The organism is Nocardioides alpinus, from assembly GCF_900112035.1.
Classification (GTDB): domain Bacteria; phylum Actinomycetota; class Actinomycetes; order Propionibacteriales; family Nocardioidaceae; genus Nocardioides; species Nocardioides alpinus.
This window is the reverse complement of sequence record NZ_FOKC01000001.1, coordinates 68,774-88,378: the sequence shown is the minus strand read 5'-3', so window position 1 is coordinate 88,378 and position 19,605 is coordinate 68,774. Positions and strand designations below refer to the sequence as shown.

Genomic DNA, 19,605 nt, shown 5'->3' with positions numbered 1-19,605 from the left:
CTCCTCGGCATGGCGCACGACGTGTTGGTGGTGGAGGACGAAGAGGACATCGCCGTCCCCCTCATCCGCACCCTCGAGCGCGAGGGCTACGAGGTCAACCGTGCCTCCAGCGGCGCCGACGCGTTGACCTTCGTCGTCGACGAGGACCCGGCCGTGGTGATCCTCGACCTGGGGCTGCCCGACATGGACGGCATCGATGTCTGTCGCCAGATGCGAACTGCGGGATATCTGGGCGGAATCATCATGGTCACTGCGCGCGCCGGCGAGCTCGACCGCGTCGTCGGCCTCGATGTCGGCGCCGACGACTACCTCGCCAAGCCCTTCGGCCTCGCCGAGCTCCTCGCCCGCGTGCGCGCCCTGCTCCGCCGCAGCGCGATCGTCACCCCGGACGGCAGCACCGTCACCACCGCCTCCGGCCTCAAGATCGACGCCGCCTCGCGCCGCGTCCACCTCGGCGACCAGGAGATCGCGCTGACCGCCAAGGAGTTCGACGTCCTTGCGGTCCTGGCGTCCCACCACGACAAGGTCGTGCCGCGCGAGACGCTGATGAACCAGGTCTGGGACCAGAACTGGTACGGCTCGACGAAGACCCTCGACGTCACGATCGGGCGGCTGCGCAGCAAGCTCGAGGCTGCCGACGCCGGGGAGCGCGTCGTCGCCATCCGGGGCGTGGGCTTCCGCCTCGAGACCGGCACCTGAACCCACCGGCAGTTCTCGATCCGCGCGGCGGTGACCCGGAGGTTCTCCACAACCTTTGCCTGACCCCTGTTTCCAGGTGCGTCTTGCTGGGTAGCGTCCCCAGTGCACGTCTCGGGGAAGCAGGCACCAATGGCAGCAGATCGTCTGGCGGTCGACCGCAGGTCCACTGCGCCGCGCCCGGACGCCCACCTCGACCTCGTGCAGAGACTGGACGGGCAGGTGCGCGAGCGGGTCCGTCGCGAGGGTGTCGACCCGCAGCGCGAGGCGGTCGTCGTACGACGTATCGCTGAGGACGTCGTGCGTGACCACGACCAGCTCAGCCTGACCGGTGCCGTCGCGCCGATCGCCGACGACGACGTGATGGTCGGCGAGCTGGTCGCCCGGGTCTCGGGCTTCGGCCCGCTCCAGCCGTTCCTCGACGACCCCGAGGTCGAGGAGGTCTGGATCAACTCTCCCGAGCGTGTCTTCATCGCACGTCGGGGACGGCACGAGCTGACCAACCTGCGGCTCGACACCGCGCAGGTCAACGAGCTCGTCGAGCGGATGCTCAAGTCGAGCGGGCGCCGCCTCGACATCTCGACGCCGTTCGTCGACGCGATGCTCCCCGAGGGCCACCGCCTCCACGTGGTGCTCGAGGGCATCGCCCGCGGCTTCACGGCCGTCAACATCCGCAAGTTCCTTCTCCGCGCCCACCGGCTCTCCGACCTGGTCGCGCTCGGCAGCCTGACCCCGCAGTCCGCACGCTTCCTCGAGGCGTCGGTGCGTGCCGGCCTCAACATCCTCGTTGCCGGAGGGACGCAGGCCGGCAAGACCACGATGCTCAACTGCCTGGCCGCATCCGTGCCGGGGGGTGAACGGGTGGTCAGCGTCGAGGAGGTCTTCGAGCTGAGGTTCAGCCACCCCGACTGGGTGGCCATGCAGACGCGGCAGGCAGGTCTCGAGCAGACCGGCGAGATAGTGCTCCGCGACCTCGTCAAGGAGGCGCTGCGGATGCGGCCGAGCCGGATCCTGGTGGGCGAGGTGCGCGCCGCGGAGTGCCTGGACCTGCTCCTCGCCCTCAACTCCGGGCTGCCCGGCATGTGCACGCTCCACGCCAACAGCGCCCGAGAGGCGCTCGTGAAGATGTGCACGCTGCCGCTCCTCGCAGGCGACAACATCTCTGCTCGTTTCGTGGTGCCGACGGTCGCGACGTCCGTCGACCTCGTCGTGCACCTCGGTGTGGGCGCGGACGGCGTACGCCGGGTCAACGAGATCGTCTCCGTCCCGGGTCGGGTGGAGGCCGACGTCATCGAGGTCGAGCCGATCTTCGTGCGGCACGGCAACGAGCTGCGTCGTACGGGCGGCGTGCCGGCGCAGGTGGAGCGCTACGAGCGGGTCGGCATCGACATCCACGAGGTGCTCGCCTCGGAGGAGGGCCGCTGATGGGCGCGCTCGTCGGGCTGGGGGTCGGCGTCGGTCTCCTCCTCATCTGGTCGGCCTTCGCCCTGCCGCGCCGGCCGAAGGTGTCCACGCCCACCTCCACCGCCCTCGGTCGCCTGCTCGGTCGCGCCGGGCTCAGCGACGTCACGTCGGCCAGCGTGGTCTCCCTCTGCGCCGTGCTCTTCGCTGTCGCCTTCGCCGTCGTCCAGGCGGTCTCGCGCACGGTGCCGGTCGCGTTCGTCTTCGCCGCGATGGCGGCCTATGTCCCCGTCGCGGTGCTGCGCCAACGCGCGGCCCGGAGGCTGCGCGACTTCGCGGAGGTCTGGCCCGAGGCGGTCGACAACCTCGCCAGCGCCGTACGCGCCGGGTTGTCCCTGCCCGACGCCGTGGCCGCGCTCGGGACCAACGGTCCCGAGGCCCTGCGCCACGACTTCGCCCAGTTCGCCCTCGACTACCAGGTCACCGGCCGCTTCGGCGAGTGCCTGGACCGGTTGAAGGACCGGCTGGCGGACCCGGTGGGGGACCGCGTGATCGAGGGGCTCCGCCTCGCCCGTGAGGTGGGCGGCGGTGACCTCGGCCGGCTCCTGCGGAACCTGTCCGGGTTCCTCCGCGACGACGCCCGCACCCGCTCGGAGCTGGAGTCGCGCCAGGCCTGGACCGTCAACGGCGCCCGGCTCGCGGTGGCCGCGCCCTGGATCGTGCTGCTCCTCATGTCGTTCCAGACCACGGCCATCCGCCGCTACGCCTCGCCCGGTGGGGTGCTCGTGCTCGGGATCGGGTTCGCCGTCTGTGTGCTCGCCTACGCCGCGATGATGCGGATCGGCAGGCTGCCCGTCGAGAAGCGGATCCTGTCGTGAGCACGATGGTGTGGGGCGGCCTGCTCGGGGGCCTGGCCGGCGTCGGTGTCGTGATGGTCGCGATGCGGATCGCCGTGCTGCGCCGCCCGCAGCTCGCCCAACGCGTCCTGCCCTACCTCCGCGACCTGCCGGTGCGCGACCAGGGACCCGCCCTGCGCACGGCCTCGTCGTCACCGACGTCGGCGGCGGCCGGGATCTTCGGTCCGCTGCTGCGCTCGGCTGCCGACCTGGTGGAGCGGGTGCTGGGGGGCAGCACCTCCGTACGCCGTCGCCTCGACCGAGCAGGCCTGGACCGGAGCCTGCAGGACTTCCGCATCGAGCAGGTGGTGTGGGGGTTGGTCGGCTTCGCCGCAGCGGCCGCCGTCAGCCTGGTCCGCGCGCTCGGCGGGGTCGGCAGCGTCGGGTCGGCGGTGGTCTTCTCCCTGCTCGGATTCGTCTGCGGTGTCTTCCTCCGTGACAACCGGCTCAGCGCACAGGTCAAGGACCGCGAACGCCAGGTCCTCACGGAGTTCCCCACCATCGCGGAGCTGCTCGCGCTCTCGGTGGCGGCGGGCGAGAGCCCGGTCTCGGCGCTCGACCGGGTCGTACGCCGCAGCCACGGCGCCCTGTCCGAGGACCTCGCCCACGTCCTTGCCCGGATCCGCACCGGCGAGCCCGTCGGCCACGCCTTCGAGTCCCTCGCGCAGTCCACCGGCCTGCCGATCGTGGCGCGGTTCGCGACCGGCATCACTGTCGCGATGGAGCGCGGCACCCCGCTCGCCGACGTGCTGCACGCCCAGGCCGCCGACGTACGCGAGGCCGGCCGCCGGTTGCTCATCGAGACCGCGGCGCGCAAGGAGATCGCGATGATGGCGCCGGTCGTGTTCTTCGTGCTTCCGACGACCATCTTGTTCGCCTTCTACCCAGGCGTGCTGGGCCTGCGCCTCACCACGCCGTGATCCGGCCCCTGACCTCGATCCACCACCTGTTGCCTCCTGAAAGGACAACGACCATGCACCAGCCCATCTCGGGACTGCTGTCCCCTCCCGACCCTCCGGCCGGCCGGGTGCGCGACGACCGCGGCGACGTTCCGGGGTGGGTGATGGTGACCCTCATGACCGCGATCGTCATCGCCGCGCTGACGCCGTTCGTCAGCGAGGAGCTCATGGGCCTGCTCCGCCAGGCCTTCGCGATGGTGAGCGGCTAGGCCGCAGCCGTGACCTCTCGCGCCCGCACGGGCGAGCGCGGGGCTGCCGTCGTGGACTTCGTCCTCGTCCTGCTGGTCCTGCTGCCGCTGGTGCTCGGGATCCTCCAGCTCGCGCTGGTGCTCCACGTGCGCAACACCCTGGCCTCCGCTGCGGCCGAGGGAGCCCGACACGCGGCCGTCGCAGGATCGTCGGTCCCCGCCGGGCAGGCCAAGGTGCAGGAGCTGGTCGACGGTGCGTTGTCGCAGGAGTTCGTCCGGTCGGTGACCGTCCGCCCCACTGCACTGGGCGGTGCTCCGGGCTACGAGGTGGTCGTCGAGGCCGACGTGACGGTGCTCGGCCTGGGTGGCCCGGGCGTCCACGTCCGCGTCGAGGGCCACGCCATCGCCGAGCAGGCGGTGGTCACGCCGTGACGCGACGCGACGACCGGGGCTCCGCCCTCGTCGAGTTCATCTGGCTCGCGATCATCCTGCTGGTCCCGCTGGTCTGGATCATCCTCTCGGTCTTCGAGGTGCAGCAGGGTGCGTTCGCCACCAGCGCGGCCGCGCGCGCCGCGGGCAGGGCGTACGCCCTCGCTCCGGACGACGCCACCGGTGAGCGGCGGGCGCGCGCAGTCGTCGAGCAGGTGCTCGCCGACCAGGGCGCCCCGAACCAGCGAGCCCGCGTGACGATCACCTGCGAGGCGCCGGCCGGCAGCTGTCACGTGGGCACGGCGGTGATCACGGTCCGCGTCGACTCCGGGGTCGACCTGCCCTTCTTCCCGGCGATCTTCGGCGAGAACGGCAGGCCCAGCTTCTCCCTCGATGCCAGCCACACCGTCCCGATCGGGCAGTACGTCGAGAGCACCACCGACGACGATGACGCCGAGGACGATGCCGAGGACGACGAGGACCGGCGGTGAGACGCCGCGACGAGCAGGGGCAGGTGACGCTGCTGATCATCGGATTCGCGAGCATCCTGCTGATGGCGATCGTGGTCGTCATCGATGCGTCCGCCGCCTACCTCCAGCGCCAGGACCTCGACAACCTCGCCGACGGCGCAGCCCTGTACGGCGCTGACCTGGGGTCGACCGACGTCTACGCCAACGGCGTGGACGCGGTGCGCCTCGCCCAGGAGGAGGCGGCCGTCGAGGCCGCGGTCCGTGACTACCTCCGGAGAGCGGATGCCGGCGCGAAGTACCCCGGCATCGACGTCGGCGTGCGGGTCGATCCCGTCGGCAGGTCCGTCACGGTGCGGCTCGAGGCACCGCTCGACCTGCCTCTTGCGATCCCCGGCTCGCCCGACAACCCGAGCGTGGCAGCGAGCAGCACCGCCGCGGTGACGGTGCGGTGACGGGTGCGACGACCGTCGGCAGGGAGCCGGTCAGACCGGCTCGGTGACCGACCGGATGTGCCGGGTCGCGACCTCGATCATCACCTGGGCCGCAGGGGAGAGCACGGCACCTCGGCGGTGCACGATCGCCATCACGTCGTACTGCTTGGGGCGCAGCGAGACGTAGCCGACGTGCGGCGCGAGCTGGGGGATGAGCTGCTCGGCGCCCCCGCGGGGGATGACCGAGTCGCCCAGCCCGCGACCGACCAGGTCGACCGCGGTCTCCACCTCCTCGACCTCGATGCGGGTCTCCGGGTTGTGGCCGGCCTCGTGGAGGAAGCGGCGCAGCACGATGCGGACGGAGTCGCTCGAGCGCCACGTCGTCTCCGGCATGATCAGGGACGCCTTGGCGAGCCGGGCTGCGGTCACGGGTGAGGTGAGCCGCTCGGGGTCCGCCGAGATGTAGACGAGCTCGTCGCGGGCCACCGGGATGACCGTCATCCCTTCGCTCTCGAGGCTGGTGACGGCGATCATCGCCGCCTCCAGGTGCCCGCGCCGGAGCTGCTCCTGCACCTCGTTGGAGTGCTGGCCGATAAGCTCCACCCGGACGCCGGGATAGCGCTCGAGGACGTCGGCGACGATCTGGGCACCGGCGTAGAGCCGCGCGGCGCCGAACATCCCGAACCTGATGGTGCCGCTCTCCAGGGACACGGCGCTCTGCACCGCCCGCCGGGCCTCCTCGGCCGCGGCGATCGCCTGCTCGGCGTACGGGCGCAGCGTGTCGGCCAGCGTGGTCGGTACGACGCCGCGCCCGACACGTCGGAACAGTGGCACGCCGAGGGTCTTCTCGAGGGCCCGGACCTGCTCGGACACCGACGGCTGCGCGTAGCCGAGCTCGTCCGCGGCGGCCGTCAGCGAGCCGTGCTCGTAGGTGGCGAGGAAGCACCGCAGCTGGTGCAGCGAAAGCATAGGAATCTCCTTGGGGAGTTGCTGGAAACCGAGGCTACCCCTAGAGACGGAGGCGCGGGAGGATCGTCGTACCGCAAACAAACAGATCCGAGGAGGTCACGATGTTCGACAACTTCTGCCAGGTGTGCGCCAGCCGAGTGCTCATCTTCCCGAGCCAGGTCTCGTCGGTGGCCAACTCCGCCGACGGCATCGTGGTCACGTTCACCTGCTGGTGCGGCACGGAGCAGTCCCAGCTGACGGGTCGGGCCGCGCGGTCCGACCGCGAGCGCGCCGTCGCCGCCTGAGCCGACGGCAGCCGACGGCAGCCGACCGCAGCCGACCGCAGCTGCCTGTAGCCGGCCGCAGCCGAGCGCTCGGCGGGTCCCGGTGACGGTCGTCACCGGGACCACCTGCCGGGGTGGCCGATCGCTGACACACACGCATTCGGCGGTAGCGTCTGAGGGGTGATCGAGAACTGGCCGGGCACGGCTTACCCCCTGGGTGCGACCTTCGACGGCAGCGGCACCAACTTCGCCCTCTTCAGCGAGGTCGCCGAGCGCGTCGAGCTCTGCCTGTTCGACCCCGACCCCGACCAGCCGGGCTCCTTCGTGGAGACCAAGCTCGAGGTCACCGAGGTCGACGCCTACGTCTGGCACTGCTACATCCCGACGGTCCAGCCCGGGCAGCGCTACGGCTACCGCGTCCACGGTCCGTGGGACCCGACGCAGGGCCTGCGCTGCAACCCCAACAAGCTGCTGCTCGACCCCTACGCCAAGGCGACCGCCGGAGAGATCGACTGGGACCAGTCGCTCTTCGCCTACGACTTCGGTGACGAGGACAGCAAGAACGACGACGACTCCGCCGCGCACATGACGCACGGCGTCGTGATCAACCCGTTCTTCGACTGGGAGGGTGACCGCCGCCTCTCGATCCCCTACAACGAGTCCTTCATCTACGAGGCGCACGTCAAGGGCCTCACCCAGCTGCACCCGGAGGTGCCGGAGGAGCAGCGCGGGACGTACGCCGGGCTCGCGCACCCGGCGATCACGGCCCACCTGCAGAAGCTGGGCGTCACCGCGATCGAGCTGATGCCGGTGCACCAGTTCGTCCAGGACTCGACGCTGCTCGACCAGGGCCTGCGCAACTACTGGGGCTACAACACCCTGGGCTTCTTCGCGCCCCACGCCGACTATGCCTCGAGCAACGCCGGCCAGCAGGTCCAGGAGTTCAAGGCGATGGTCAAGGCCATGCACGCCGCAGGCATCGAGGTCATCCTCGACGTCGTCTACAACCACACTGCCGAGGGCAACCACCTCGGTCCGACGCTGAGCTTCAAGGGCATCGACAACGCGGCCTACTATCGCCTCGTCGAGGACGACCAGCGCTACTACATGGACTACACCGGCACCGGCAACACCCTCAACGTGCGCCACCCGCACTCGGTGCAGCTGATCATGGACTCGCTGCGCTACTGGGTCACCGAGATGCACGTCGACGGCTTCCGCTTCGACCTCGCGGCCACCCTGGCCCGCGAGTTCTACGACGTCGACAAGCTCTCCACGTTCTTCGAGATGGTGCAGCAGGACCCGGTGGTCAGCCAGGTCAAGCTCATCGCGGAGCCGTGGGACATCGGACCCGGCGGCTACCAGGTCGGCGGCTTCCCGCCCCAGTGGACCGAGTGGAACGGCGACTACCGCGACACCGTCCGCGACTTCTGGCGCGGCGAGCCCTCGCTGGGCGACTTCGCCTCCCGGCTGTCCGGCTCCTCGGACCTCTACGAGCACTCGGGCCGTCGTCCGTTCGCGAGCATCAACTTCGTCACCGCCCACGACGGCTTCACGCTGCGCGACCTCGTGTCCTACAACGAGAAGCACAACGACGCCAACGGCGAGGACAACAACGACGGCGAGAGCCACAACCGCTCCTGGAACCACGGCGTGGAGGGCCCGACCGACGACGCGGAGATCCTCGAGGCGCGGGCCCGGGAGCAGCGCAACTTCATCGCGACGCTGCTGCTCAGCCAGGGCGTACCGATGCTCCTGCACGGTGACGAGCTGAGCCGCACCCAGGACGGCAACAACAACACCTACGCCCAGGACAGCGAGATCAGCTGGGTGCACTGGGACGACGCCGACACGCCGCTCATCGAGTTCACCGCGGCCGTCGCCAAGCTGCGCGCCGAGCACCCGACCTTCCACCGCAAGCGCTTCTTCACCGGCGGCGAGGTGCGCACCGGCGACGGGGAGCGCCTCAACGACATCGTGTGGCTCGACCTCGACGGGCAGCCGATGGAGGACGGTGACTGGGAGGGCGGCAAGGCGATCGGGATGTACCTCAACGGCGACGGGATCGCCGGCAAGGACGCCCGCGGCAAGACGATCACCGACGACCACTTCCTGCTCTACTTCAACGCCGACGGCCCGACGCAGGCGACGCTGCCGTCGGAGGAGTACGCCCCGGCGTGGGACGTCGTCATCGACACGGGCGGCAACGCGGACGCCGACCCGACGCTCGAGGCCGGCGCGACGTTCGACCTCACCACCCACACCCTCGTCGTGCTGCGCCAGCACGCCGAGCCGACGGCCACACCGGACCACTCGGTCGCCGCATCGCTGGCGGCGCGCACGGGTACCGAGACGGCATGACGCCCCACACGGATCGGCAGACGCCGCAGAGCACCTACCGGTTCCAGGTCACTCCCGACTTCGACCTGCACGCGTGCGCGGGACGGCTGACCTACCTCCACGACCTCGGCGTCGACTGGGTCTACCTGTCGCCGCTGCTGGCGTCCGAGCCCGGCAGCCAGCACGGCTACGACGTGGTCGCCTTCGACCACGTCGACCCCGAGCGGGGTGGCGAGGAGGGCCTCGCGGCCCTGTCCGCCGAGGCCCGCCGGCTCGGGATGGGTGTCCTCGTCGACATCGTCCCCAACCACGTCGGCGTCGCGACCCCGTCGGAGGACCCGTGGTGGTGGGACGTGCTGCGGCTGGGCCGCGAGTCCGAGCACGCCAGCGCCTTCGACGTCGACTGGTCGGCCGGTGACGGCCGGATCGTGATCCCGGTCATCGGCGACGACGACGAGGACGCCATCACGATCGCGACAGCGACGGGCGAGGTCCGCTACCACGACCAGCGCTTCCCGCTCGCTCCCGGCACGACCACGCTGGAGGAGCAGCACTACGAGCTGGTCAACTGGCGTGCCGCGGACGACGACCTCAACTACCGCCGGTTCTTCGCCGTCAACACCCTGGCCGCCGTGCGGGTCGAGGACCCCGAGGTCTTCGCGGACACGCACGTGGAGATCCGCCGCTGGTTCGACGAGGGGCTCGTCGACGGGCTCCGCGTCGACCACCCGGACGGCCTGCGCGACCCCAAGCGCTACCTCGACGACCTCGCGGCCCTCACCGGCGGCGCCTACGTGCTGGTCGAGAAGATCCTCGAGCCCGGCGAGGAGCTGCCGACGTCGTGGGCCACCCACGGCACCACCGGCTACGACGTGCTCGCCCTCGTCGACCGGATCCTCACCGACCCGGCGGGGGAGGAGCCCCTCACCCGCCTCGAGGACCGCCTCCGTGGGACCTCGGTCGACTGGGCCGAGATGGTCCACGACAACAAGCGCGCCGTCGCCGACGGGATCCTGCACTCCGAGGTCAAGCGGATCTCCCGCGAGATCCTCAAGATCGCCGAGGACGCGTCCGAGGGGCCGGTCGAGGACGCCATCGCCGAGCTGCTGGCCTGCTTCCCGGTCTACCGGTCCTACCTGCCCGAGGGCCGCCACCACCTCGACGAGGCGTTCGCCGCTGCCCGCGCGCACCGCCCCGACCTGGCCGAGACCCTCGACCTGCTCGAGCCGGTCCTCAACGACGAGTGGGGCCAGCCCGCGCGGCGCTTCCAGCAGACGTCCGGGATGGTGATGGCCAAGGGGGTCGAGGACTGCTCGTTCTACCGCTGGTCGCGCCTCACCTCGCTCAACGAGGTCGGTGCCGACCCGTCGGTCTTCGCCGTCGACGCCCCGACCTTCCACGACGCGATGGCACTGCGCCAGCGTGAGTGGCCGCACGCCATGACGACCACCTCGACCCACGACACCAAGCGCGGCGAGGACGTACGCGCCCGCATCGCCGTGCTGGCCGAGGTGCCCGAGGTGTGGGAGGCCGCGCTCGACGAGCTGCTGGCCCTGGTCCCGCTCCCGGACCCCGCCTTCGGGTCGCTGCTGTGGCAGGCGATCCTCGGCGCCTGGACGCCCGAGCACCTGCCCGACCTCCGCGAGCGCCTGCACGGCTATGCCGAGAAGGCGATGCGCGAGGCGGGGGACCGCACCACGTGGACCGAGCCCGACGAGGCCTACGAGGCTGCCGTGCACGCCGCGGTCGACGCGGTCTTCGACTCCGCGGCCGTCCGACGGGTCCTGACCGAGCTGTGCGTCCACATCGACGAGGCCGGTCGGTCCAACTCGCTGGCGCTCAAGCTCCTCGCGCTCACCGTCCCCGGCGTCCCGGACGTCTACCAGGGCAGCGAGCTGTGGGAGACCTCCCTGGTCGACCCCGACAACAGGCGCCCGGTCGACTTCGACCACCGCGCCGCCGTGCTCGCCGGCACCGACTCCGACGACGCCGTCGCCAAGCTCCACGTCACCTGCTCGGCGCTGACCCTGCGACGCGAGCGGCCCGAGCTGTTCGAGTCGTACGCGCCGGTCTCCGCCACCGGCACCGCCGCGGACCACGTCGTCGCCTTCGACCGCGGCGGTGCGATCACGGTCGCGACCCGGCTGCCCGTCGGCCTGGTCTCGGACGGCGGCTGGGGGGACACCACCCTCGACCTGCCGGACGGCACGTGGCACGACCTCCTGACCGGCACCTCCACGGACGGTCGTCTGGCCGACCTCTTGGCGGTGCACCCCGTCGCCCTGCTGGTCCGGGCGGAGGAGTCCTGATGCGCGGACCGTACGACGTGTGGGCCCCGCGACCGCAGCGGGTGCGGCTGAGCCTCGCCGGCGAGGTCCTCGACATGGTCCGCGACGACGACGACTGGTGGACGCCCGCCGAGCCGGTGCCCGACCACGCAGCCTCGGTCGACTACGGCTACCTCCTCGACGACGAGCCCGACCCGCGGCCCGACCCGCGCTCGCGGCGCCAGCCCGACGGCGTGCACGGGTTGTCGCGACGCGACGCGACGACGTACGAGTGGCAGGACCAGGCGTGGACCGGCCGCCAGCTCGCGGGATCGGTGGTCTACGAGCTCCACGTCGGCACGTTCACCCCGGAAGGCACCCTCGACGCGGCGACGGAGAGGCTCGACCACCTCCTCGGGCTCGGCGTCGACTTCGTCGAGGTGATGCCCGTCAACGCCTTCAACGGCCCCCACAACTGGGGCTACGACGGCGTCGGCTGGTTCGCCGTCCACGAGCAGTACGGCGGCCCGGACGCCTACCGCCGCTTCGTCGATGCCTGCCACGCCGCAGGACTCGGCGTGGTGCAGGACGTGGTCCACAACCACCTCGGTCCCTCGGGCAACTACCTCCCGCTCTTCGGGCCCTACCTCAAGCCGGGCCGCAACACCTGGGGCGACCTGATCAACCTCGACGCGGACGGGTCGACCGAGGTCCGCCGCTACATCCTCGACAACGTGCGGATGTGGTTCGAGGAGCTCCACGTCGACGCGCTGCGCCTCGACGCCGTGCACGCGCTGAGCGACACCTCCGAGGTGCACCTGCTCGAGGAGATGGCCGTCGAGACGGCAGCGCTGTCGGCCCACCTGCGCAAGCCGCTGACCCTGATCGCCGAGTCCGACCTCAACGACACCCGCCTGGTCACGGCCCGCGAGGCCGGCGGCCACGGACTCGACGCCCAGTGGAGCGACGACTTCCACCACGCCGTGCACGTGGCGCTCAGCGGCGAGACCGCCGGCTACTACGCCGACTTCGAGCCGCTCGAGGCACTGGCCAAGGTCTGCGAGCGCGGCTTCTTCCACGACGGCACCTTCTCCTCGTTCCGCGAGCGCGACCACGGCGTGCCCGTCGACACCGAGAAGATGCCCACCTGGCGGCTCGTCGTCGCCAACCAGAACCACGACCAGATCGGCAACCGCGCCCGCGGCGACCGGCTCGCCGAGCACCTCGACGACGACCAGCTCGCCTGCGCGGCGCTGCTGACGCTGGCCGGGCCGTTCACCCCGATGCTCTTCATGGGGGAGGAGTGGGCCGCGTCGACGCCCTTCCAGTTCTTCACCTCCCACCCGGAGCCCGAGCTCGGCACCGCGACGGCCGAGGGCCGGATCGCGGAGTTCGAGAAGATGGGCTGGGACCCCGCCGAGGTGCCGGACCCGCAGGACGTGGAGACCTTCCACCGCTCGCGCCTCGACTGGGACGAGCTGACCACCGGTCGGCACGCCGTGGTGCTCGAGTGCTACCGCCGCCTCGGTCGGCTGCGACGTGGGCTGCCGCAGCTCACCGACCCGTCGTTCGGCTCCGTCTCGTGCACCGTCGACGGGCGGCTGTTCACCCTGCGTCGCGGCGACCTGCTCGTCGTCGTCAACACCGGACCGGATGGCGTGACCCTCGACGTGGGGGCCCGCGAGGTGCTCTTCGAGACACCGGCGGGGGTCACCCTGGACGCAGGCGTGCTGGCCGTCCCGGGCCACGCCGGAACTTTGTTGGGACCGGACGCAACTTTTTGCTGAGCTCGTGAGTCTCCTTGGTGCACGGGCCGACCGGCCACCAGCCAGACATCGGGGAACCTCATGAACCGCATCATCGCCTTGACCGCATCGGCCGCCCTGGCCCTCAGCCCGCTCGCGCTCGCCACCACGTCGTACGCCGCTCCCGCGAAGGCCGCGTGGACGGTCACCGCCAAGATCAACGAGACCGTCGCCATCGGCAAGGAGACCACCCTCAAGGTGCGCGGCCGCGTCACGCCGAAGGCGGCCGGCCAGAAGGTCGTCCTGCAGCAGCGAGTCGGCAACAAGAAGTCGTGGAAGGCCACTGGCACCGCCAAGGTCAAGAACAACGGCACGTACGTCCTCAAGGACGACCCGTCGACGCCGGGCAAGCGCGCCTACCGCGTCGTCAAGCCCGCCTCCAACGGCTTCGCCAAGGGCGTCAGCCCGACGCTGGACGTCGAGGTCTACGCGTGGCAGAAGCTCGCCTTCCGTGCTGCTGGTCCCAACGCGAACCTGCTCGTCGGCAGCGGGGCCCTCATCGCGACCGACTACTACGGCAACAGCCTCGTCACTGACCTCTCCGGCGCCGCGTCGTCGATCGAGTACACGCTGGGCCGCAAGTGCCTCGAGCTGCGCGCGACGTACGCCCTGACCGACAGCTCCGCCTCGGGCTCGAGCGGCGCTGTCGTCGTGTCCACCGACGGGGCGATCCGCGCCAGCCACTCGCTCGCGGTCGGCACCGTCGTGGAGGACAGCGTCCTCGACATCGAGGACGCGTTCCGCCTCAAGATCGACCTCAGCACCACCGCCACGCCGGCCGCGGTCGCCGCTGTCGCCACGCCCGAGGTGCTCTGCACCCGCTGACCGGAGGCGTACGAACCGCAGGGGCGGGCACACCACGGGTACAGGCCCGGTGGGGTGCCCGCCTCTGCTTTCGACACTCCAGACGGCCGCGCCGTAGTGTTGCCCCTTGTGGCAGGCATCGACTACGACGCAGAGATCAAGCAGCTCCAGGCGACGATGAAGACCGTCGGCTCGGTGCTCAACATCGACCGGATGCGCGGCGAGATCGCCGACCTCAGCGAGCAGGTCGCCGCCCCGGACCTCTGGGACGACGTCGACAGCGCGACCCGCATCACCGGACGCCTCTCCGCGCTGCAGGGCGAGCTCGACCGCTTCACCGGTCTCGAGTCCCGCATCGAGGACCTCGGCCTGATGGTCGAGATGGCCCAGGACGAGGGCGACGCCGACTCGTTGGCCGACTCCGAGCGGGAGCTCAACCGGATCAAGAAGTCCGTCGAGTCCCTCGAGATCCGCACGCTCCTCGCCGGCGAGTACGACGAGCGCGAGGCGATCGTGACGATCCGCTCGGGTGCCGGTGGCGTCGACGCCGCCGACTTCGCCGAGATGCTCATGCGGATGTACACGCGGTGGGCCGAGCAGCACAAGTACGGCGTCGAGGTCTACGAGGTCTCCTACGCCGAGGAGGCGGGCATCAAGTCCGCCGAGTTCGCGATCCACGCGCCCTACGCCTACGGCACGCTCTCGGTCGAGGCCGGCACGCACCGCCTGGTGCGGATCAGCCCCTTCGACAACCAGGGCCGCCGCCAGACCTCCTTCGCCGCCGTCGAGGTGGTGCCCATGCTCGAGCAGACCGACGAGATCGAGGTCGACGAGAACGAGATCCGCACCGACGTCTTCCGCTCCGGCGGCCCGGGCGGCCAGTCGGTCAACACCACCGACTCCGCGGTGCGCCTGACGCACATCCCGACCGGCATCGTCGTGTCCTGCCAGAACGAGAAGTCGCAGCTGCAGAACAAGGCCTCCGCGATGGTCGTCCTCAAGGCCAAGCTCCTCGCGCGCAAGAAGGCCGAGGAGGCCGCGCTCAAGAAGGACCTCAAGGGCGACGTCCAGGCCAGCTGGGGCGACCAGATGCGCAACTACGTCCTCAACCCCTACCAGGTCGTCAAGGACCTGCGGACGGGTCACGAGTCCGGCAACCCGAGCGCCGTCTTCGACGGCGACCTCGACGACTTCATGGAGGCCGGCATCCGCTGGCGCCGGGGAGCCGACAAGGCCGACGCCTGAGCCTGCCCGGTGCGGCGCGCGTTTCGAGAACCCGCGCACCCCTCACGTAGCCTCGATGCGTGATTCGCTTCGAGAAGGTGACCAAGGCCTACCCCGGCCACCCGCACCCCGCCCTCGACAACATCTCCGTGGACGTCGAGAAGGGCGAGTTCGTCTTCCTCGTCGGGTCCTCGGGCTCGGGCAAGTCGACCTTCCTGCGCCTGGTGCTCCGCGAGTACCGGCCCAGCTCGGGCCGGGTCTACGTCGCCGGCAAGGAGATCAACCGGCTGGCCAGCTGGAAGGTCCCGCGGCTGCGCCGCGACATCGGCACCGTCTTCCAGGACTTCCGCCTGCTCCCCAACAAGACCGTCACGGAGAACGTCGCCTTCGCGCTGCAGGTGATCGGCAAGTCGCGCAAGGAGATCAAGGACCTCGTCCCCGAGACGCTGGAGATGGTCGGCCTGAGCGGCAAGGGCGACCGGATGCCCGACGAGCTCTCCGGTGGTGAGCAGCAGCGCGTCGCCGTGGCCCGCGCCTTCGTCAACCGGCCGATGATCCTGATCGCCGACGAGCCGACCGGAAACCTCGACCCCACCACGTCCGTGGGCATCATGAAGCTGCTGGACCGCATCAACCGCACCGGTACGACGGTGGTGATGGCCACGCACGACTCCGGCATCGTCGACCAGATGCGCAAGCGCGTCATCGAGCTCGAGAACGGCCACGTCGTGCGCGACCAGGCGCAGGGCGTCTACGGCCACCAGAACTGATCAGCCCCGGATCTCACCCCCGGATCCTCGTCAAACAGATCGAGAGCCTCCCCTCCATGCAGCTTCGTTACGTCTACTCCGAGCTCGGACAGGGCCTGCGGCGCAACTTGTCCATGCACCTCGCAGTGGTGCTGACCCTGTTCGTCTCGCTGACGCTGGTCGGCATCGGCGTGCTGTTCAACCAGCAGGCCTCGAAGGCGGCCGACCACTGGGGCAACCAGCTCCAGATCACCGTCTACCTGTGCCGGACCAACGACAGCAGCGCGGTGTGCCCCAACGCGGTGACCGACGCCCAGAAGACCGAGATCTCGCAGGTCGTCCAGGACAACCCCGAGGTCGACGACTTCCACTTCGAGTCCAGCGAGCAGGCGCTCGACAAGGCGCGCGAGCTCTACGGCGACGAGCTGTTCTCGGGGGACAACCCGGCGATCACCGCAGAGGACATGCCGCAGACGATCTGGATCACGCTGCAGGACCCCGAGCAGTACGAAGGCATCACCTCGGCAGTGCAGGGACTCGACGGCGTCTCCAAGGTCCGCGACATGCGAGAACAGGTGGCGCCGATCCTCGAGTCCATCAACATGCTGCAGTGGGTGGCGCTCGGCACGGCAGGCTTCCTGGTGTTCGCAGCGCTGCTGCTGGTGGCCAACACGATCCGGCTCGCGGCCTTCGCCAGACGCAAGGAGATCGGCATCATGCGGCTGGTGGGCGCCTCCACGCTCTACATCGCGCTGCCCTTCCTCCTCGAGGCGCTGGTCACCGCGCTCATCGGCGTCGCGCTCGCCGTCGGGGCGCTCTGGGGCTTCATGTACTTCGGCATCGCCGAGCTCTCGCAGAACCGCCTGAAGTTCGTGCCGTGGATCGGCTGGGACGAGTTCTGGCTCGCCGCCGGGGCGGTCGCGATCCTCGGTCCGCTGCTGACGTTGCTCCCGACACTCGTGCTGACGCGCAAATACCTCAAAGTCTGATCGGGGCGGGTTAGCGTCTAGGCGTTCCCTTCCCCGAACACAAAGGCTTCCCCGGTGCGTTCCTTCCCCCGTACCGCTCATCGCCGCATGGCCGCAGCACTTGTCGCGGTCATGGCACTGGGCGTCTCCGCGGCTCACGCCGACGACCTCAAGGACAAGCAGAAGCAGGTCGAGCGCGAGCTGAAGGGCGCCACCCAGGACCTGGGTGAGTCCAGCTCGCAGCTCAAGAAGGCCGCCGCCCGTCTCGGTGCGGCGCAGGAGCAGCTCTCGGTCGCCAAGACCCGGCTCGCGACCGCGCGCGGCAAGCTCGAGGTCGCCCAGGAGCGCGACGCCGAGATGCAGGCAGAGCTGGTCACGGCCGAGGCCGAGCTGGTTGCCGCCGAAGCGGCGCTGGCCCAGGGCGAGGTGGACCGGGAGGACCAGCGCCAGCGCGTCGCGGCAACCGTCGCCGACATGTACTCCGAGGGCGACCCCGAGCTGATCGCCTTCTCCTCGCTCATGGACGCCGAGACCACCGAGGAGCTCACCCGCCGCGACGGCGTACGCGACGTCATCGTGGGCCAGGAAGCTCGGGCCTACGACGAGCTCAAGGCTGCCGAGGTGCTCCTCGAGGTCCAGGAGCAGCAGGTCTCCGACGCGCGTGACGAGGTGGCCGCCCAGCGTGAGGCCGCTGCCGACCACCTGCAGCTGATGCAGGCCCTCGAGGCCGAGCAGCAGGCCGCCAAGGACTCGGTCGTGTCCCTGGTCATCGAGCGCCGCGACGCCCGGGTCGAGGCGCGGGCCGCCCGCGCGGAGGACGTCGCCAAGCTCCGCAGGCTCAAGAAGGAGCAGGACAAGATCGAGGAGATGCTCCGCAAGCGCGCCGCTGCCGCCCTGCGCCGTGCCGCCCGCGCCAACGCGCGCAGCGCCGCAGCCGGCCCGAGCACCGGTCTCCTGGCCCAGCCCGTCGACGGCTACGTCACCTCGCCCTTCGGCTACCGCACCCACCCGATCTACCACTACTGGGGCCTGCACGACGGCGTCGACTTCGGCGGCGGCTGCGGTACGCCCCTGCGCGCGGCGGCTCCCGGGCGGGTCGTGTCGTCCTACTTCAGCGGCGTCTACGGCAACCGGTTGATCATCGACAACGGCGCCATGGCAGGCCAAGGCATCGCGACGATCTACAACCACGCCACCACCTACACCGTGGGCGTCGGCGACCAGGTCACCGAGGGGCAGGTCGTCGGCTACGAAGGCAGCACCGGCTGGTCGACCGGCTGCCACCTGCACTTCACCGTCATGGCCAACGGCCAGGCCGTGGACCCCATGCCGTTCTTCTGATTGGACACGCTCTGGGAGAATGGATCCATGGCGAAGGAGCAGGGCCAGAAGATGGTCGCGCAGAACAAGAAGGCGCGCCACGACTACCACATCGAGGACACGTGGGAGGCCGGCCTCGTCCTCATGGGGACCGAGGTGAAGTCGCTCCGGATGGGCCGCGCGTCCCTCGTCGACGGCTTCGCCGAGATCGACAACGGCGAGGCGTGGCTGCTCGGCGTGCACATCCCCGAGTACACCCAGGGGACCTGGACCAACCACACGGCCCGTCGCCGCCGCAAGCTGCTGCTCAACCGGGCCGAGATCGACAAGATCGAGCGCAAGATCACCGACAAGGGCTACACGATCATCCCGCTGGCGCTCTACTTCAAGGACGGTCGGGCCAAGGTCGAGATCGCTCTGGCCAAGGGCAAGAAGTCCTACGACAAGCGCCACAGCCTCGCCGAGCGCACCGCCAACCGCGAGAAGGTCGACGCCGTCCAGCGCCGGCTCAAGGGCCACCGGGACTGATGACGGACCCTCGCGCCTTCGTCGAGGCGGTCGGGATCCCGGGCCTCTCGGACCTGCACACCCACTTCCTCCCGCCGCGGGTGATGGCCAAGGTGCGCGCGCAGTTCGACGCCGCCGGGCCGCTCATCGGCCGACCGTGGCCGTTGCACTACCGGGACGAGGACGACGCGCTCGTCGAGACGCTGCGCTCCTTCGGCGTACGCCGCTTCACCGCGCTGCCCTATGCCCACAAGCCCGAGATGGCCGAGTTCCTCAACGACTGGGCGGCCGACTTCGCTGCGCGCGTCCCCGAGGCCGCCGTGTGCGGCACCTTCTTCCCCGAGCCCGGCGTGACGGCGTACGTCGCCTCCCGCACGCGGTCGGTCGAGGTCTGGAAGGTCCACGTCCAGGTCGGTGCCTTCACCGTCACCGACCCGCTGCTCGACGAGGCGTGGGGGATCGTCGCCGACGCCGGCACGCCCGTCGTGCTGCACGCGGGCAGCGGGCCGGTCGCGACCGAGCACACCGGGCCCGAGCCGGTCGCAGCGCTGCTGGCGCGACACCCCCGACTGCGACTCGTGATCGCGCACGCCGGAGCGCCGGAGTACGTCGAGTTCCTCCGCCTCGCCGAGACCCACGAGCGGGTCGCCCTCGACACCACGATGGCGTTCACGCCGTTCTTCGAGGAGATGGGCGGCGCCTACCCGCGCGAGCTGCTGCCGCGGCTGCGGGACCTCGGGCTCGCCGGCAAGGTCCACCTCGGCAGCGACTTCCCGAACATCCCCTACCCCTACGCCGTCCAGCTCGAGGCGCTCGCGCGGCTCGACCTGGGGGAGGACTGGCTGCGCGCGGTGTGCTGGTCCAACACCGAGGCGCTGCTGGCCTGAGGAGCCCTCTCAGGGTGGCTCGATAGGTTCAG

General features: G+C 70.5%; 20 protein-coding genes. 19 read left to right on the top strand and 1 reads right to left on the bottom strand.

Translation table 11 applies throughout. The features are described 5' to 3' along the window. Positions 1-9 precede the first annotated feature (9 nt). From BM127_RS00490 to BM127_RS00455, 8 genes are all read left to right on the top strand, one after another. Positions 10-699 (top strand): response regulator transcription factor, encoded by a 690-nt coding sequence (locus tag BM127_RS00490; RefSeq protein WP_175507291.1) that lies wholly within the window; start codon positions 10-12, stop codon positions 697-699. Between the two features lie 129 nt (positions 700-828). After that, complete coding sequence (locus tag BM127_RS00485) at positions 829-2,121, top strand: TadA family conjugal transfer-associated ATPase (RefSeq protein WP_091193017.1); 1,293 nt, start codon at positions 829-831, stop codon at positions 2,119-2,121. Beyond that, positions 2,121-2,975 carry a type II secretion system F family protein gene (locus BM127_RS00480; protein ID WP_091193013.1) on the top strand — a complete coding sequence of 285 codons (855 nt, stop codon included), beginning with the start codon at positions 2,121-2,123 and terminating at the stop codon, positions 2,973-2,975. The genes BM127_RS00485 and BM127_RS00480 overlap by 1 nt, the downstream gene beginning before the upstream one ends. A gap of 5 nt (positions 2,976-2,980) precedes the next feature. Continuing rightward, a complete protein-coding gene (locus BM127_RS00475; protein WP_231263165.1) occupies positions 2,981-3,913 on the top strand; it encodes a type II secretion system F family protein in 933 nt (310 codons plus the stop codon). A 53-nt stretch (positions 3,914-3,966) separates the two neighbouring features. Continuing rightward, positions 3,967-4,161, top strand: coding sequence for a hypothetical protein (locus BM127_RS00470; RefSeq protein WP_091193008.1), 195 nt, complete (start codon positions 3,967-3,969; stop codon positions 4,159-4,161). A gap of 9 nt (positions 4,162-4,170) precedes the next feature. Next, on the top strand, positions 4,171-4,572 hold the full coding sequence (locus BM127_RS00465; protein WP_091193006.1) for a TadE/TadG family type IV pilus assembly protein: 402 nt from the start codon (positions 4,171-4,173) through the stop codon (positions 4,570-4,572). After that, positions 4,569-5,060: a hypothetical protein gene (locus tag BM127_RS00460; RefSeq protein ID WP_091193003.1), complete on the top strand. Its 492-nt coding sequence runs from the start codon at positions 4,569-4,571 to the stop codon at positions 5,058-5,060. The genes BM127_RS00465 and BM127_RS00460 overlap by 4 nt, the downstream gene beginning before the upstream one ends. Beyond that, a complete protein-coding gene (locus BM127_RS00455) occupies positions 5,057-5,491 on the top strand; it encodes a TadE/TadG family type IV pilus assembly protein (RefSeq protein WP_091193001.1) in 435 nt (144 codons plus the stop codon). Before BM127_RS00460 ends, BM127_RS00455 begins: the two co-directional genes overlap by 4 nt. A gap of 30 nt (positions 5,492-5,521) precedes the next feature. Here BM127_RS00455 and BM127_RS00450 read toward each other — a convergent pair whose 3' ends face one another. Continuing rightward, positions 5,522-6,439 carry a LysR family transcriptional regulator gene (locus tag BM127_RS00450; RefSeq protein WP_091192998.1) on the bottom strand — a complete coding sequence of 306 codons (918 nt, stop codon included), beginning with the start codon at positions 6,437-6,439 and terminating at the stop codon, positions 5,522-5,524. A gap of 101 nt (positions 6,440-6,540) precedes the next feature. Here BM127_RS00450 and BM127_RS00445 point away from each other — a divergent pair, with 101 nt between their 5' ends. The 11 genes from BM127_RS00445 (at position 6,541) to BM127_RS00395 (ending at position 19,573) form a co-directional block, all read left to right on the top strand. Continuing rightward, positions 6,541-6,723, top strand: coding sequence for a hypothetical protein (locus tag BM127_RS00445; RefSeq protein WP_091192995.1), 183 nt, complete (start codon positions 6,541-6,543; stop codon positions 6,721-6,723). Between the two features lie 162 nt (positions 6,724-6,885). Continuing rightward, entirely contained in the window at positions 6,886-9,063 is a 2,178-nt protein-coding gene (gene glgX, locus BM127_RS00440; RefSeq protein WP_091195232.1) for a glycogen debranching protein GlgX, read from the top strand. Then, entirely contained in the window at positions 9,060-11,351 is a 2,292-nt protein-coding gene (treY, locus tag BM127_RS00435; RefSeq protein WP_091192992.1) for a malto-oligosyltrehalose synthase, read from the top strand. The genes glgX and treY overlap by 4 nt, the downstream gene beginning before the upstream one ends. Then, positions 11,351-13,096, top strand: coding sequence for a malto-oligosyltrehalose trehalohydrolase (treZ, locus tag BM127_RS00430; protein ID WP_091192990.1), 1,746 nt, complete (start codon positions 11,351-11,353; stop codon positions 13,094-13,096). The genes treY and treZ overlap by 1 nt, the downstream gene beginning before the upstream one ends. A gap of 60 nt (positions 13,097-13,156) precedes the next feature. Then, positions 13,157-13,939: a hypothetical protein gene (locus BM127_RS00425; RefSeq protein WP_091192987.1), complete on the top strand. Its 783-nt coding sequence runs from the start codon at positions 13,157-13,159 to the stop codon at positions 13,937-13,939. Between the two features lie 108 nt (positions 13,940-14,047). Next, entirely contained in the window at positions 14,048-15,163 is a 1,116-nt protein-coding gene (prfB, locus tag BM127_RS00420; protein ID WP_091192985.1) for a peptide chain release factor 2, read from the top strand. Between the two features lie 59 nt (positions 15,164-15,222). After that, positions 15,223-15,912 carry a cell division ATP-binding protein FtsE gene (gene ftsE, locus BM127_RS00415; protein ID WP_091192983.1) on the top strand — a complete coding sequence of 230 codons (690 nt, stop codon included), beginning with the start codon at positions 15,223-15,225 and terminating at the stop codon, positions 15,910-15,912. Positions 15,913-15,968: 56 nt separating this feature from the next. Beyond that, entirely contained in the window at positions 15,969-16,880 is a 912-nt protein-coding gene (ftsX, locus tag BM127_RS00410; RefSeq protein WP_091192980.1) for a permease-like cell division protein FtsX, read from the top strand. 87 nt (positions 16,881-16,967) lie between these two features. Beyond that, the gene (locus BM127_RS00405) at positions 16,968-18,200 is read left to right on the top strand and encodes a M23 family metallopeptidase (RefSeq protein ID WP_091192978.1); all 1,233 of its coding nucleotides are present in this window, start codon (positions 16,968-16,970) and stop codon (positions 18,198-18,200) included. A gap of 27 nt (positions 18,201-18,227) precedes the next feature. Further along, positions 18,228-18,707: an SsrA-binding protein SmpB gene (gene smpB, locus BM127_RS00400; protein WP_091192975.1), complete on the top strand. Its 480-nt coding sequence runs from the start codon at positions 18,228-18,230 to the stop codon at positions 18,705-18,707. After that, complete coding sequence (locus tag BM127_RS00395) at positions 18,707-19,573, top strand: amidohydrolase family protein (protein WP_091192973.1); 867 nt, start codon at positions 18,707-18,709, stop codon at positions 19,571-19,573. The genes smpB and BM127_RS00395 overlap by 1 nt, the downstream gene beginning before the upstream one ends. The last annotated feature ends 32 nt before the right edge of the window (positions 19,574-19,605 follow it).